This is a genomic window from Pantoea sp. sgz302252 (assembly GCF_047713085.1).
Classification (GTDB): domain Bacteria; phylum Pseudomonadota; class Gammaproteobacteria; order Enterobacterales; family Enterobacteriaceae; genus Scandinavium.
Window position 1 is genome coordinate 117,893 of the sequence record NZ_JBLFJW010000002.1, and the last position, 15,801, is coordinate 133,693.

Genomic DNA, 15,801 nt, shown 5'->3' on the forward strand with positions numbered 1-15,801 from the left:
TGCGTTGTGAGGTTCATCGTCTGGGCGATGAACCTCGGTTACCTTCAGGGCTGACCGCGTTCGAAGATCCTGAAAGGGGAAGGGCGCTGTGAATAATTCAGCACGACGATCCCTAACTTTTTCGCTGTCGCTGCGGCAATATACATTTTTTGCTCCAGATAGTGTGCTCCAAAGCGCAGAGGGTCCGGGGTTCCGTGCCCATAAAATGCATCCGTTGCAAGTCCGGAAAAATAATTGTTTGCCCACTCTTTCAGCGTTTTTTCCGTTTTATGATTAAAGTTATTGCCGATTTGCGGCATATTGTCTGCCCGCCATTTCTGTACTTTATTCTGATTGTAGTCATGATCAAATCCAAGAAGGCCAATCTGCGTCGGTGCCAGAGCCAGCATTATCCAGTACAGCCCCTGAAAGAAAGAGGTGTAGCCAATCTTTCTTTCCAGATCAAACCCGGTGATATCGCCAAAACCGATTTTATCGGCCCCTTCATATAAGACGTGAGAATAAACCTGATGGCTAATTTCCGTATGAAAGTTTTTGACCTGAGGATAATTTTCAACTGGAAAGTCGTTTGGATGTATCCAGTAATCAAACGGCTGATTAGGATAAATCCGCCAGGCATTATTCAGGCAAACTTTAATATGATCAGTATAAATTTCATCTGTGGCTTGCTGTGCTGATAAGCCACTACCTATGTAAAGTACTTTCACAAATCGATACCTTTTCCAATGAGCATAATATGAGCAGCGCTCGGACTGTGACGCAATTCGTCAGGTGTTATGACTGCACACCAGAGAACTCGATCCTTTCACATTCGCGGTCGTAGCTGCCGTTCAGGCACAGATCGACAGGGTGCGGCTCCCAATAGATCAGACCGCGGATCTCAAATACCATATGGGTGCTGCGAAAGGACTTATCTTTCTCCTGAAGGATCTGCACGATTAACGACTGCGGAATGATCCGGGGTTCGAAACGCAAAATGGCATCACGAATGTTTTTTTCCATTGCTTGCCAGTTATTCAGTGCGACGGGTAACCCGGGCAGCGGAGTGATGCCATAATTCACCACCGTGCCGGCAATGTGGCAGTGCCTGACGGGATCCAGTTCACGCTCGATGTTATTGCAGTTCAGGAGCGTCGCCAGATCTCTTTGCACCAGACGCCGCAGCGTTCTGGCATCGTAAAAGGCGCTGTCGAAAGCCTCATGCTGTTTTTTAGGTTCATCGTCCAGCAGGCGATTGAGCAGCGTTGGCAGGTACTGCTGTTTCTCGTTCATCGCGATTCATCGACATCAAAAGTGAGTTTGCCGCTCTCCATGATGGAGAATTCATCTTGTTCGGTGACCCACATTTTTCGCCCTTCGCCTATGGTCAGCATCAGGCTCTGTTGATGCCAGTGCGTCTCATCACCCAGTTTCATACTTTGGCTCTGCGCCGTGCCCGGGTAGCGGGCCGGAAGATAGCCGTTCCATTTGCGTGCACCAGTATCGAGCGTGGCGGGGATCCACAGCAGGTCGAGCAACGACTGCGGCGCGCCAACCGTCAGCGAGCGAATGTGCTCGAAGGGCACCCAGCGGTAGCCTCCAGCGCAAATAAATTCGCAAACAGGTCCCAGACGGCCATCGCCATCGGCGATCCACTCGAAAGCACCAAGCTTTTCGCTCTGCCCTGAAGTGACGGGCGCAAGTTCGAATGCCTGAAAACGAAGTTCATCCGCTTTTTCGTGCTCTTCGCGGAAACAGGCCTGATTGGCCTGATGCAGCAACGCCAGCCAGGCTGGCGATGTCTCTTCAAGCTGGCTGGCTTTTCGCTCTCCTGCCAGCACTTTTTTGCGCATCATTTCGCTCAGAATCAGGTTTTTCAGCAGTTCGCCCTGGTTGCTCATGGCATCTTCGAGCTTAACCAGCGTGTCGGCTTGCAGCAGCGCTTTATCCCAGTCTTCTTCAATGCACCAGAGGGAGGCCAGCGCTCTGCGCGCTTCATGATCGCTGGGGTGTTTTTTTAGCGTGTGCTGAAAGGACTCTTGCAGGGATGCCAGTGAGTTTTCTTTCAGCAGAGTTCTTAGTCGGGAAGTGGTCAACATCATATTTTATCCATTAATTACAGTAGAGTATCCAGATCTGCCCGATAGATTTCCTGGACCAACAGGGCGGGGATCCGTTTTTGGGTGTTGTAGCGAACTTCTCCTGGTGCCAGAAGTCGCAAAATATCTTTCTTTTCAGCTTCTTCGGTGCGAATGGCATCGCTTTCTTCAATCTCCAGCTCGCTGAAGACTTTGTGGATTAACGCGGGGGTTTCAAAAATACAGTGGGTGACGGTGGAAGATTTGGCCTGCGCCTGAATCACCGCGAAATTAAAGATATTTTCATCAAAACGGCTTGCTCGCTGTGGCCCGGTATGGCGTACGGCGGGTTTTTGAATACCCCAAATCAACGCCTGGCGAAACTCCTTTTCCAGCGCTTTGAGGATATCTCTTTTTTCATTTTCAGGTTCTTCGGTGACATGCAATAAACTGTTCTGCAGGATATCGACCAGTTCGGGCAGTTGCGCATCGTTGCCACAGCCGTCAGCGTAGCCCAGTACCTGTAGCAGGCTGCTTTCCGTCTCTTCGTTTTCTACCACAATCCCGAAACGAGCGAGCTGGACAGTGCTTTGGATGAGCAGAGTCTGATGCTGTTGATAAGCCAGCCGTTGGCCATCGACATAGCAGGGTATGACCTGCTGAGCATTGATCAGGCTGATACCCTCTTTAGTGTGACGGAAAACAACCCCATCTGCGAAGGTATCGGCGGGCTGGCTAATAAACTCACCGCGCTCTACATCGAACGCGACGGTTTCATTTTCTTTAAGTAATCGGCGAGGACGCTGCTCGGGCCAGTACTGAGTGAGATAGATCATCATTACCCTATCAGCACATTGCCTGAGCCGCTGCTAATGGCGGCACCGCATCCGGTGGAGTCCCCCATTCTGGCGGCAGGATTGTTATTAATAAATACCGACCCCGACCCTGATGAAACGGCGCTTCCGCCGTGAATCGAACAGCTGGCTGAACTTGCGCCCTGCATGGCTGCTGGTTGGTTATTGATGGTGACGTTACCGGATCCACTGGTCACAGAGCCGCCGTGACTGATGGCATCTCCAACGCGTGCTGCGTTTTGCATAGTGCCTCTCTGTTTGAAAGATAAAGGAAAACCGCTCGCGGGTTATCCGCGAGCGGATGGCGCCACTATTAAGGTGGCGGTGTTCTTGTCGGTGTTTCCGTTGGCGGTACCGTTGGTGGCTCCGTTGGCGGTACCGTTGGTGGCTCCGTTGGTGGTACCGTTGGCGGCTCCGTTGGTGGTACCGTTGGCGGCTCCGTTGGTGGTACCGTTGGCGGTTCCGTTGGTGGTACCGTTGGTGGCTCCGTTGGTGGTACTGTTGGCGGCTCCGTTGGTGGTTCCGTTGGCGGTACCGTTGGTGGCTCCGTTGGTGGCTCCGTTGGTGGCTCCGTTGGTGGCTCCGTTGGTGGCTCCGTTGGCGGTACCGTTGGTGGCTCCGTCGGTGGTACCGTTGGTGGCTCCGTTGGCAGTTCCGTTTGTGGCGGAGGCGTTGGGCCTGGCGGTAGCGGAGGCAATGGTATAGGCAGCTTCATTAAACCAAATACTGGCGTTAATCCGGCAAGGCTGGATAGCGCAGCAAGGCCACCGCCACCGCCACCACCGCTGCCGCAGCCATCGCCAGGGTTGATTTCCACCACGCCGCCCTGGATGACGACTCTGTCAGAACCCACAATTTTGATTGTCGGGGCGCTAAGCGTCAGCTCGCTTCCCGCAGCCAGTGAAATCGCTGCGCCAGCCACCATGGTGGCTGCCCCGCCAACGGCCAATTGCCACGCGCCTCCGACGGATTCTGCGTGATAGCCTCCGACGTTAATCAGGTTTGCGCCGCCAACGTTGGTGGCGTTCATTCCACCGACGTCCAGGGAGTTCGCGCCGCCTACAACCACACCCCGCGTCAGTCCAACCTGCAGGCCGTAAGTGAGGCCAATCATTTTGCTGTAGTTGCCGGAAACAACCTTGCCGTAGTCGACACCTACGCTCATGTTACGGCTGGCTCCAATCACCACCTGCGAGTTTGCCCCGATGGTCTGGGTTTCATCATTTTTGGTGACGCGGTCCATATTGCGCTCGGCCTGCTCCCAATACTGTTCCTGGCCGGGCTTGTCTTCAAAGCGAATGCCGTTGTAGTTAGTGCGTCCGCCGCCAACCGTGCGGCTTATCATGCCGCTTTGAGTGCTGTTGACCGGCAGATCCCACGGCGGCATAGTGATGTTGTTGTAGAGGCTGCCGATGATCAGCGGACGATCGGGATCGCCGTTGATAAAATCAACGATCACTTCATGGCCGACGCGGGGGATGTAGATGCCGCCAAAGTTATTTCCGGCCCATGACTGGCTGACGCGCAGCCAGCAGGAGTCAGATTCCCGGTTTTTCCCATAGCGATCCCAGACAAAACGCACCTTCACCCGACCATATTCATCGGTCCAGATATCTTCGTCTGGCGGGCCGACCACGATCGCCGTTTGCGGGCCGCGGGTCCTGGGGCGTTTAATCGTCAGCGGGTGGCGATAGATTTTGCTGGTGGGCTGGACGGTGAAATCGCAGTGATAGCTGAACACTTCAACGCCGCTGGATTGCGGGATTTCAGTAATCATCAGGCTGCTGGCCAGCACCATATATTCACGATTGGCCTTCTCAACCGGATAGCCAGCCAGAATAAAGTTGCAGCCGCAGACGACCCCGCGAATTTCTCCGGAGCCTATCGCCCGGGATCCTTCCGCACCGCGCTCTTCCATGCGAACGCTGGCCAGCATTTCCCCGACGGAGGGTTGTTCGTAGTCGCCAGGCCAGTGGAACATCTCCATTTGGTTGTACACCGTGTTACGCGGCTTACTGTCGACGGCAGAAATATCCGCCCGCGATTTGGTGAAATCATAGTCGTTGGTCAGCCAGCGGCCGCTGACGATCGTTTCCTGATGGTGGAACTGACTGATATACTCTTCACCAGCCTGCGGATTGTCCGGAACGTACTGAATCGTATGGTAGGCTTCGCTGAAGTAGCGACGGTGCGCCCCAACATGATCAACCAGGATCAGCTTGTGCTTGTGATCGTTGTGTTCAAAGAACCAGTAGATCCCCCATTCTTCCATTAATCGTTCAATGAAATCGAAATCAGTTTCACCATACTGAACCTGAAAATCGAGCGCTGGATAATTGGCTGAAAGCCGTTTTTCTACCGGATAGTGATAATCGCTGAGCACCTCATCAATAATATCCACAACGTTTTTCTGCTGGAATATTTTGAAATCGGACGTTAGCTCAGCAATATGCAGCCAGGGACGTAAGATGATTTCATACATGGCCTGATTAGAATCACGCCCAATATATCTGGCTTTCTGGACTATCCCTGAAATTTCACGTGTGCCTTTGCCGACATAACTGACTAGATCCAGCCCATTACCATCGAGTTCAATTTCAATGGTCATCTCTTTGCCAAGCAGCGCTTTAATGTCGACATTAGACGCTGATTGCCAGGGGATCGCCGGATTAGCAGGTGTTTTGGCGGTAATCGTCCATGTATAAAGCGTGGAAAAGGCTTCTTCGCCTTCCAGCTTCGACAGGGCTAAGGCAGGTTCTCCCAGCAAATAAGGCATGGCTGGGCTGCTCAGGCTGATTGTACGCGACATTTAAATACCTGATACGTTATTCATAAATTGATGCCAGCACACACGCCGTGTGAGCAGGGCGATGACGTTATTGTCTGTGTTTTTTCTGCTATTTTTTCATTATGCTTTCGCCTCCACGCGATTTTATTATTCATCAAAGATCTCCTGTCCATAATCATTACTCTGCGGGCATTCAAAATGGTTTAATAGCTCAGCGAGTGTTGCGTTTTCAGACACCATTCCACCCAGCGTCACGTCCATGCGGCGCTTATCAATAGAGAAAGTCAGTATGATGTTTCCGTCATCGCCGACCTGTTGTTTTGTCGCCGTATCCATCCAACGGAAAAGCGCCCATGGGCTATTAAGCGCCACTAACGATGGGCTTCCGGGAAGCGATGGCAGGGCGTTTATGTCGATATTGGTGCTGCCATTGTTGCCCGGCCAGTTAAATAACCAGGGAACCACCGGGCCGTGTATATAATGGAACGGGTTACCTGCCATATTCATATTGAGCTGAACGATGGCCGGATCCATATAGGTGATTGATAGCGTCGGGGAGAATGACATTTTTTTCCCGCTGTCGCTGGCGAAAAAGGCGTTACGGATACGCGCAACCTGCTGGAAAAAGGCCAGATTACCTTCCTCCTGGCTGCCTTTGTAGCGCCAGACGGGCTGCGAAGTATCGACTTTATCCGCCAGATTTTGTCTGAACCAGCTGTCCACCAGCCCATCCCGGGCAAAGAACTGTTCGAAATCATGCGGATTGACTTCCTGAACGGCGTGGCGGAACGGATAGCGGTTCACCAGTGTGGCGCGGCACACCTCGCCGAGGTTGTCGTCAATATTTTTGCTGTTGCTGGTAAGCACCTTTGCTTCCACTTTGTTGGAGGCGCCATTGAGGAAAGGCTCAATAATGGTGCGAAACGGGGTCGGCCAGGTTTGCGCCTGAATGCCGATCCGTTTGCTGGTATCTGGCATTACTGGCGTATCGCCATTGCTGAGGCTATTACTGGTGACCACAAAAAGCGTATACAGCTCGCTCAACGTAGAGGAGAGTTTGTTCAGCTGTGAACCGGGCAATCCGGCCATGCCGCCTTCCATCGACAGCGGATTTCCCTGGCCGTTAACGAATTCCCGCAGGGCGCGAAACCGTTCATCCACCTCCGAGCGGGTCAGTTTCTTGACCAGATAATCGGTCGCTTCATCCAGTTTTTTTACCTGATTGATCACGCGATTATTGGTGAAGCGGTTATTGCCGACGTCCAGCAATTCCGGCTGCGTTTTATCTTTCTGCGCCAGGGTGGTTTGCTCCACGGCGACGCGGGCGATGTTCACCAGCGGCGAATCCGGCGAGGCCAGGATCCGCAATACGTAAATATCGCCTGCCAGCGGAGAATGGCTATCGGCTGCGGCCATGTCCAGCGGGATCAGCTGAATGCTGTCCAGCAGGCGAGTCCACCAGCTGCTGTATTCCTGAAGATAAAGGCGCAGCACACCTTCGCGTACCGTTAACGGATTGGCCGACACGTCTTCCCGGGTTCCCATTACCCACTCATCCTCGCGTTGCAACTGAGTAATGAGATAGAGAAACTTTTTTTTTATCAGCATCTGATAGCCAGCCCGGGTAAAGAACCCGGGAATACCGTTCTGTGCCAGATCTTCATCGTCCAGGGTAAAAATTTGTGTGCTGGTATCCCCCGTCATTTTGTCGAGCGTCATCGGTTCCGCAGCCTGTGTCAGCGCCTCCGACTTTACCCGCTGATAGAGTCTCGCATTGAGCGTGTGCTGACCCAGGGCAGCACGCGCCTGGGTGATGAGTTCTGCATCTGCTTTCTGGCTGTAGTGCAACCACTCCGGCTGGGCAAACAGCGCCATCAGATGCTGCTGAAACACGCTTTCGTCGCCGTAGGCGGTGAGCTTATCCTGAGCCTCCCACTGCTGGGTGATGGCTTCTGTCAGCCAGCTTTGCGGCGCTTTAGCCTGGCCATAAATGCCCAGATAGATTTTCAGCGCGTTATACAGGGCGTCATTATCTTTGGCCTGGAGCGCGGCGCTCAGCGAGGCGGTCGCCTGATTTTGCAGTGACGGCAGCAAAAAGCGTTGTAGCATAAAGCGGTACAGCCCGTTGGCGTGCGTAGCGACGGCCTGGCCGGTGTACAACCCGTAACGATAGTCTATCGTCGGTTCAAACAGATTGAGGTTTTCGACATCGGGTAAACGGCGTGACATCGCCAGCAGCCCGGGTAAAACGGTGTTGTCCGGGAACTGCCTGAGTCCGGCGACGGCGGTTTCAAGCTGGCGCGTTTTTCCTGAGACGGCATCCAGAAATTCAGCGTTATTGTTGAAGCTGACAACCAACCCATTGATCAATATCACCGCCAGCAACAGCAGGGCCGTATGGCTGAATAGCCGCTGCAGACGATAGCGCGTTTCTTCGCGGAAGTTATGCGTGGCAAGCGGGGCGTCTTTCACAATGACATCGGCAAAAAGCTGCTTAAGGAAATAGTGTTTTCCCCACGCCATGCCTTGCGGCAACGGATCGTCCTGGGCACTAAGCTGTGCGCTGAATGCCGGTGTTTCCTGCTGATCCCGGGTGAAATAGTGACGCCAGCGTGAAACGACAGTTTTGTGGTTGTGCAGGCGGGTATCCGCCATCTGGCAGCTACTGCTGAAGTAGATACCACGGAAGCTGGCGCAAAACTGCGTTTCGTCATAGCGTGAACTGAAAAAGGCCTGCTGCAGAAAATCCGCCACTTCCCGGCACAACAGTTGAAAATCGAGTGGGAAGGTGTACATCGCTTTGCGATCGCTGAGCGAATACTCCTCCTGCTGACGGGGATGGAGAGTGTTGGCCAGTCGTTGTTGCAGGGCATCAAGCTCGCTGACGATTTTTTGCTGTAGTCCGCTTGTCGAAGTATGAACCATCTCTCCCCAGGGGAAAGTGACGCCCCATACCTGATCGTGGGCCTCGCGGGTCATACCGCGAAACCAGGGCTCAAAACCACTGAGCTGATCGACTTTGGTGACAATGACATACACTGGGAAATGCACGCCAAGCTGCTGACGTAGCTCATCGAGCCGGGCGCGCAGGCGCGTTGCCAGCGTCAGTTTGCTCTCTTTTGAACGCTGTAAAAAATCGGCGACGGGGATCGCGATAATGGCGCCGTTGATCCCATCCTGGGCGCGGTATTTATGCAGCGTTTTCAGCAAGTGCTGCCACTCATCCGTCGCGGCAGCGTCGTCACTAATGTATTTACCGGCAGTGTCAAGGAACAGCGCGTCATTGCCAAACCAGCATTCGCAGTTGACCGTAGGGGCGTTTTCCTGGGCAATGCGACTGAGCTGCTCCGGCAGGGGAAAATCCTGGCCAGAGGTGGTAATCAGGGCCGTTTTCCCGGCGCCTTCATCCCCCAGCAGGACGTACCAGGGAACGGTATCGGGCAAAACACCGGGCAACAACAACGTCCACCAGCGTTTCCAGTGTGTGCGAACCCGGCTGGTCAGCGCTACGGCATGGCGAATTTGACGGGTGATGGCGACGTGCTTATCCGCCTGCTTTTCTGTGGGTTGGCTCAGCCCTTTCAGACGATTTAACAGCGCCGGATTGTGGATAAGCGTGACGACCAGCAGCCAGATGGCGTAAATCAACACCACCAGCCAGAGGACGGCGATAACCACCAGTCTTCGTGAGCTGCTTGCCAGCGGATAGCTTTTCCCGGCCAGAACCCAGGGCCCCGCCACCCAGATGATGACGCTCACCGTTAAAGCCAGCGGCAGGAAAAAGGGAATGCGCCACCACAAGCGGGCGAGCCACAGCAGCGCCACCGCGATGCACAGGCAGCGTGCGCTGACGGACTCCAGCGGATGGGCGTTGCCAAAGCCAGAGAAGGGGCCGAGATACCAGATAGCAGCCGCAATCACTGCCGCACAGGCTAACAGCAGCAAAAACTTCAGGCTGCGGGTAGAGAATAATCGACTCAAATAAGACATTCCGTTGAGACTCATTAATAGGTGACAAACATTTCAACGCGACGGTTTCGCGCCCGACCCGTTGGATCCTGATTACTTTGCAGCGGCTGGCGTGCGCCTGCGCCTTGAATGTGGATCTTGCTGGCAGGCACGCCGGACTTGATGAGCAATTGGGCGACGCTGTCGGCACGTTTTTCCGATAGCGCCTGGTTATCTTTGATACCAGGCTTGCTGATTGGCGTGGCGTCGGTGTGTCCAACAATTAAGACCTCGCCGTTCACCCGGCGAATTTCGGTCGCCACCCGAGCGAGGATCGCCGTCATTTCCGCTTTAACGTTCACTGAGCCGGAATCGAACATAGAGTCGCCGCTGAAGATGACTTTGCTCTGCTGGCTGTTTTCATCAACCACCACCTGTTTTTTCGCAATTTCCACTTTCAGCAGTACGGCCAGGCGCAGGCGCTGAGCAGGAACTGGCGCTGCAGGCGCGGCACGTGTCATCGCATCAATGCGTGCGGTCAGTGCCCGTTCTTTCACCAGCAAATGGTATTGACACCAGATAAACGTGCCGGTGGTCAGCAGGGCGGTCAGCAGCAACGTTGCTCTGATCGGAAGATAGAAACGCGATCTTTTCTTTATCGCCTGGCGCACCGGCAGGCCCAGCGGCGAGAGCTCTGGCGGCACTTTGTTGAGCGTGTTCTGCAGCAGTGCCAGTAGGCGCTGACGGATCCTCATCAACTGGCGATCGCCATCTTCCACAATGCTGTAGCGACCCTCGAAACCGAGGGCCAGAATGCGCAGCATGATGTCCAGCACGTCGGCGTAGTCGTGGGGATGCATCGACAACCGTCCGGCCAGCAGGAAGAATTTGTTGCCGCCGTCGTTATCGCCTTCAAAATGATTGAGCAGGTTGCTGCGCGCCCAGCCTGAACTGACGCCCCACGGCGAGGCGTGCGCTGCTTCGTCAAGCGCCGTACACAGGCAGTAGCGCACGATGGTCATTTTCTTCCAGGGAATATCCACCTCTTCACAAATCACAGTGAACATGTTGATTTCACTGGCAAGCGTGCGCTTGAGGACTTCGACCTGGCTGCTGTCAGTAATCTCCGCGGGCATTTCGCTAAGTGCTCGCAGCAGCGGCTGGCTGGCTTCCAGCAGCGGATTGTCGGCTGTTTTGACCTGCATGACGCGTTGCTGAATGCTCTCGCCCTTCAGGCTGGCTTCGTTCAGGGCCATACTGGCGACAGGCTGATGCGGCCCGGTTTCAGAGGCTGATGTCGCCACAGGATCCTTCAGCGAGCTGTCACCCGATTCATCAAGCAAAAATTTCCCCAATGCCTGCAGGCTTTGCTCATTTTCATCTGTCATGGCTGCAATGCTGTCGCTCATTAATGACGGATCCCCCAAAGCTCAAGGCGTAATTCAGGCAGATCGCCCGCAACATGCAGCGCGAGTGCCCCGGTTTGCAGAATACGTTCCCAGAAGGGGCCGTTACGCGTCAGTTCGAAATAGACGCTTCCTGCGTGGTAAGGGATCTGGCGAGGAGGGACAGGCAGATTCTGTAAGACCAGCCCCGGCAAGTGGGAACGTACCAGCTCGTGCAGCTGCTGTGGTGAGCTCATCTTCGCCTGCGCGGAGAACTGTTGTGCCAGGATATCTGCCGCCATGCGGGCATTGACCGCCAGTACCAGGCTTGAGAAAGAGCGCAGCTCCTCTGGCAACAGTGAGGCCGCCCAGACGCCCTGGCCTTTGTGGATTAGCGGGATCATCTGACCGGCGCGGACCAGAATCTGGTTCAGGAGATCGTTAAGGTCATCTACCAGCGGACGAATTGAGCGGTACAGTTCTGCGTGGTTGTAGCCAGGTGCAGGTTTGGGGCGGCGGGTGTTCACCCGGATAAACGTCGAGAGCTCGCCGGCGAATTTTGCCAGCTCCTGATACAGTGCAATCGGCTGAAGCTCCGGGATATGACGCAGGTGATCAAGCACGGGCTCATATTTGTTGAAAATTTGCAGCAGCAGATAATCCACCACTTCAGCGCTGGCGCTGGCCTTACCGTCGCTGTTTCCAAGGCGCTTGGCGAGCATCTCGGCGCGAATTTTTACCAGACCGTTCAGGTGCGTCAGCCATTCGCTCAGCAGCGGGCTCGCGCTGTAGCCCGTGACCGGAGGGATAAAGTCCTCAAAATGGAGCAATACGCTTCCGTCTGGCTGCAGGGCCTTGACCTTCATCAACGGCAGACCTATCCAGGATTCCGTTATTTCGCTTTCGCTCATCAGACGCAGACGCAGACGCCCAAGCTGGACCTGTTTGGCGCCCTGACGGATAGCGTTGGTGTCGTTCAGATCGGTGTCATAGGCACAGAAACGGGCCAGAGAGCTGTGGTCGTATTCATCGAAGATGGTTTCATTGCTGTTATCCAGGCGCAGCGGCACCGCCAGCCAAATCACTTTGCCCAGATGTTCCGCGGCGATGGTCAACGGTTCGGGCGGCTCGGCATGGGCTGGAATATCAAACGGCGTGCCGTCAGGCAACACGCCTTTGCAGGTTCGCAGCACCAGTTTGCCGTACGCCAGCGCCTCGTTGTCTATCTCATACTGAGCAAATCCCCAGAAGAAGGGCGTAATGGTCGAGGCTCTTTTATGCGCATAATATTCGAGGTAACGTTCTTGTTGCTGAAAGAGCTGCGGGCGCAAAAAAAGGCCTTCGCTCCACACGACTTTATTGGTTCTCACGGGTCAGTTCGCTTCTTTAATGGAGACAGATAATTTGTCGAGCGTCACGGCCAGCTTCAGCGGTTTATCCGACATCGGAATCAGTTTTTGATACCAGTGGCGAGGCTTCTCTTTCGGCAGGGAATAGACCGCATTCCACTGGGCGTCATGGATGTTGCGATAAGCCGCGGCGATGCCGAAAAAGCGGATCTCTTTTTCCGCCTCCAGTTTGATGGTGCGCGATTCGCCGGGTTTTAAAATGAACTGCTGCTGGTTTTTCGTATCATTAAGCAGGGCAGGGCTAGCGCCAGTAGACAGCGTGATGTAATCACTGTTGTTAAAATTATCGGCATTGGTCAGTAAGAAAAGCAGAACCTGGACCGGCGCGGCGCGACCATCCCTGTCTGGATTACAGTTTTTACCGGCGTTGAGGGTAATTTCGACGGTTTTTGGCTCGCTTTGTTGATGAGTAGACGAGCCGCAAGCGGTCAACGCCAGAAGCATAACAATACCCAGAACACCCTTTCCTGCTCTCTTTTGCATCATGCTTGTACCTTCTTCTTTCAGTATTATCCTGAATATAAAGTCCGGACCGGGACGGAATATTCAGTGATAGCGCTGGTAAATGGAGACTCGCCGTAACGGCGAGCCTCCGCGAGGGGAAATGAAATTAACCGTGGAGGTTAGCTTTCACGTCGTAAGTCGCAGAAATAACGCCAGACTTATGGCCTTCGGCATTCTGCATGACATAATCCTGAGTCATCTTCGTGAAGGAGAAACGCACTTCTTCACGTGGACGAGTTTCATCTTCAAGAGAACCTTGCATATTCACTTTGGTGATAATGGCGTCGGTAAATTTAATGGTCAGATATTCCAGTGGATCGCCACCCGCTTTACGGATAACAAACTGGATATTCTTAATATGTTTACCGGTCAGACAGTAGCTGAGCAGATTTGGGCTGGCTTTGTCGGTATAGTGAACAAAGCAGAAATCATCGACCGATGCACGACCGGAACCGCCACCGGAGCCGCTGTGCATATTTGAATGCTGTTCGACATCCCAGTGCCAGGACAAAACCTGAATTTCATTTTTATGCGCGGCATCCAGTGACTCACCCTCAATACCATCGATCTTAATAAACATATCTTGTGCCATGATACTTTTCTCCAGCACTAAATTAAAAAATGAGTACAACAACATCTGCTCTTGCAATTAAGCAAAAGCATTCCCTTTTGTAATGGCTAGCATCACAAATTGTTTTCTGAATAACGGATCAGCGAGACCTTATTCAGAGATCACCTGTTTTATCAGGCACCTTCTTTCACGGATGGTAATTTTGCTACCATGCGCAGAGAGACTGTTAATCCTTCCAGCTGGAAATGAGGACGGAGGAAGAATTTAGCCTGGTAATAACCCGGATTACCTTCCACGTCTTCAACAACGACTTCTGCGGCAGCCAGCGGGCGGCGCGCTTTGGTTTCAAGCGTGGAGTTAGCCGGGTCGCCATCGACATAGTTCATCACCCAGTCATTCAGCCAGCGCTGCATTTCATCGCGTTCTTTAAACGTCCCGACCTTGTCGCGCACGATACATTTCAGGTAATGCGCGAAGCGCGAGCAGGCGAACAGATAAGGCAGGCGAGCGGACAGGTTGGCGTTTGCGGTGGCGTCTGCATCGTAATATTCGGCTGGTTTTTGCAAAGACTGCGCACCAATGAACGCGGCGTAGTCTGTATTCTTGCGATGGACCAGCGGAATAAAACCATTTTTCGCTAGCTCAGCTTCGCGGCGATCGGAGATGGCGATTTCGGTCGGGCACTTCATGTCCACGCCGCCATCGTCCGTCGGGAACGTGTGGCACGGCAAACCTTCAACCACGCCGCCGCTTTCCACCCCACGGATCAGGGTGCACCAGCCGTATTCCTTGAAGGAACGGTTGATGTTTACCGCCATTGCATACGCCGCGTTAGCCCAGATATATTTGCTGTGATCCGCACCGTCGGTGGTTTCTTCAAAGTGGAAAGCATCCACCGGATTGGTGCGAATACCGTACGGCAGACGCGCCAGGAAGCGCGGCATGGCCAGACCGATATAGCGTGAATCTTCTGCCAGACGCAGGGAGTTCCATGCGGCGTATTCGAGGTTCTGGGTGAAAATCTTGGTCAGGTCGCGTGGGTTAGACAGCTCCTGCCAGGACTCCATCTGCAGTACCGTTGGCGAAGCGCCTGAAATGAAAGGCACGTGCGCGGACGCGGCGATTTTGCCGATAGAAGCCAGCAGATCGACATCCGGCGCCGTATGGTCGAAGAAGTAGTCCGCAACCAGGCAGCCGTATGGCTCGCCGCCGAGCTGGCCATATTCTTCTTCATAAATTTTCTTAAACAGCGGGCTTTGATCCCAGGCGATACCTTTATAGCGCTTCATATTGCGGCGCAGTTCGTCTTTGGAGATGTCCATAAAGCGTAGCTTCAGCTTTTCGTCTGTTTCCGTGTTGGAGACCAGATACTGCAAGCCACGCCAGGCGCTTTCCAGCGACTGAAATTCCTGATGGTGCAGGATCAGGTTAATTTGCTCGGACAGCTTGTTATCAATGCCAGCAATAATCGATTCAATACTCTTATAGGCGTCGTCAGAAATCGTGACCGTATTGGCCAGCGCCTGCTCGGCGAGGGTTTTGACCGCGCCTTCCACCGCCACTTTGGTCTGTTCCGTTTTGGCTTTGAATTCTTTTGCTAACAATATGTTGAAATCGCTGAACTCTGCCGTCGATTTCTGCGTTTTTTCGCGTTGCACGTCCACAACAGACATAGGGTTTCCTTCTTCTTTAATCACTCTTCGGGCTGAACTTCAGCGAATTCAGACTGTACTTTCGGCGATGCGGCGAGGGTATTGAGCAACGCCTTGTCTTTCAGCAACTGCCTGACCAGTTCCTCAGCGCCGGCCTTGCCATCCATGTAGGTTTGCAGGTTGGCGAGCTGGGTTCGCGCTTCAAGCAATTGGGACAAAGAGTCCACTTTTCGTGCGATTTGATCGGGTGAAAAATCGTTCATACTTTCAAAGGTGATATCGACCATCAGCTGGCCCTCGCCGGTCAGCGTATTCGGTACGGCAAAAGCCGCGCGTGGCTTCATGGCCTTCATTCGCTCGTCGAAGTTGTCGATATCAATATCGAGAAATTTACGGTCGGCAACTGGCGGAAGCGGTTCCAGTGATTTGCCGGAAAGATCCGTCAGTACACCCATGACAAAAGGTAATTCGACCTTTTTTTCACTGCCATAGATTTCTACGTCATATTCAATCTGTACGCGCGGTGCCCGATTTCTCGCAATAAATTTTTGTGAGTTGCTTTTACTTACGGCCATAAAAACCCTTAATTATCCTGCGCTGAATAATATTGTTTTTATCAAACGTCAAAAGCTA

13 protein-coding genes are annotated in these 15,801 nt (G+C 53.5%); all 13 read right to left on the bottom strand.

Annotated features, from left to right (window positions below):
- Positions 1 to 44 precede the first annotated feature (44 nt).
- The 13 genes from ACLW56_RS02340 to tssB all read right to left on the bottom strand — a co-directional run bounded on the left by ACLW56_RS02340 (position 45) and on the right by tssB (position 15,743).
- Entirely contained in the window at positions 45 to 707 is a 663-nt protein-coding gene (locus tag ACLW56_RS02340; RefSeq protein WP_330982210.1) for a hypothetical protein, read from the bottom strand.
- Positions 708 to 774: 67 nt separating this feature from the next.
- Entirely contained in the window at positions 775 to 1,272 is a 498-nt protein-coding gene (gene tssE / locus ACLW56_RS02345; RefSeq protein ID WP_330982211.1) for a type VI secretion system baseplate subunit TssE, read from the bottom strand.
- Positions 1,269 to 2,078: a type VI secretion system accessory protein TagJ gene (locus ACLW56_RS02350; RefSeq protein WP_330982212.1), complete on the bottom strand. Its 810-nt coding sequence runs from the start codon at positions 2,076 to 2,078 to the stop codon at positions 1,269 to 1,271. The genes tssE and ACLW56_RS02350 overlap by 4 nt, the downstream gene beginning before the upstream one ends.
- Positions 2,079 to 2,095: 17 nt before the next feature.
- Entirely contained in the window at positions 2,096 to 2,896 is an 801-nt protein-coding gene (locus ACLW56_RS02355) for a TagK domain-containing protein (RefSeq protein WP_330982213.1), read from the bottom strand.
- Complete coding sequence (locus ACLW56_RS02360; protein ID WP_330982214.1) at positions 2,896 to 3,156, bottom strand: PAAR domain-containing protein; 261 nt, start codon at positions 3,154 to 3,156, stop codon at positions 2,896 to 2,898. The genes ACLW56_RS02355 and ACLW56_RS02360 overlap by 1 nt, the downstream gene beginning before the upstream one ends.
- Before the next feature lie 68 nt (positions 3,157 to 3,224).
- Positions 3,225 to 5,720 carry a type VI secretion system Vgr family protein gene (locus tag ACLW56_RS02365; RefSeq protein ID WP_330982215.1) on the bottom strand — a complete coding sequence of 832 codons (2,496 nt, stop codon included), beginning with the start codon at positions 5,718 to 5,720 and terminating at the stop codon, positions 3,225 to 3,227.
- Positions 5,721 to 5,846: 126 nt separating this feature from the next.
- A complete protein-coding gene (tssM, locus tag ACLW56_RS02370; protein WP_330982216.1) occupies positions 5,847 to 9,689 on the bottom strand; it encodes a type VI secretion system membrane subunit TssM in 3,843 nt (1,280 codons plus the stop codon).
- Between the two features lie 14 nt (positions 9,690 to 9,703).
- Positions 9,704 to 11,056 carry a type VI secretion system protein TssL, long form gene (gene tssL, locus ACLW56_RS02375; protein ID WP_330982217.1) on the bottom strand — a complete coding sequence of 451 codons (1,353 nt, stop codon included), beginning with the start codon at positions 11,054 to 11,056 and terminating at the stop codon, positions 9,704 to 9,706.
- Positions 11,056 to 12,402 carry a type VI secretion system baseplate subunit TssK gene (gene tssK, locus ACLW56_RS02380; RefSeq protein ID WP_330982218.1) on the bottom strand — a complete coding sequence of 449 codons (1,347 nt, stop codon included), beginning with the start codon at positions 12,400 to 12,402 and terminating at the stop codon, positions 11,056 to 11,058. The genes tssL and tssK overlap by 1 nt, the downstream gene beginning before the upstream one ends.
- Positions 12,403 to 12,405: 3 nt before the next feature.
- The gene (gene tssJ / locus ACLW56_RS02385) at positions 12,406 to 12,927 is read right to left on the bottom strand and encodes a type VI secretion system lipoprotein TssJ (protein WP_330982219.1); all 522 of its coding nucleotides are present in this window, start codon (positions 12,925 to 12,927) and stop codon (positions 12,406 to 12,408) included.
- A 124-nt stretch (positions 12,928 to 13,051) separates the two neighbouring features.
- The gene (locus tag ACLW56_RS02390) at positions 13,052 to 13,537 is read right to left on the bottom strand and encodes an Hcp family type VI secretion system effector (protein ID WP_330982220.1); all 486 of its coding nucleotides are present in this window, start codon (positions 13,535 to 13,537) and stop codon (positions 13,052 to 13,054) included.
- Between the two features lie 152 nt (positions 13,538 to 13,689).
- Positions 13,690 to 15,189, bottom strand: coding sequence for a type VI secretion system contractile sheath large subunit (gene tssC, locus ACLW56_RS02395; protein ID WP_330982221.1), 1,500 nt, complete (start codon positions 15,187 to 15,189; stop codon positions 13,690 to 13,692).
- A gap of 20 nt (positions 15,190 to 15,209) precedes the next feature.
- Positions 15,210 to 15,743, bottom strand: a complete 534-nt coding sequence (tssB, locus tag ACLW56_RS02400; protein WP_330982222.1) for a type VI secretion system contractile sheath small subunit — start codon at positions 15,741 to 15,743, stop codon at positions 15,210 to 15,212.
- Positions 15,744 to 15,801: the final 58 nt, after the last annotated feature.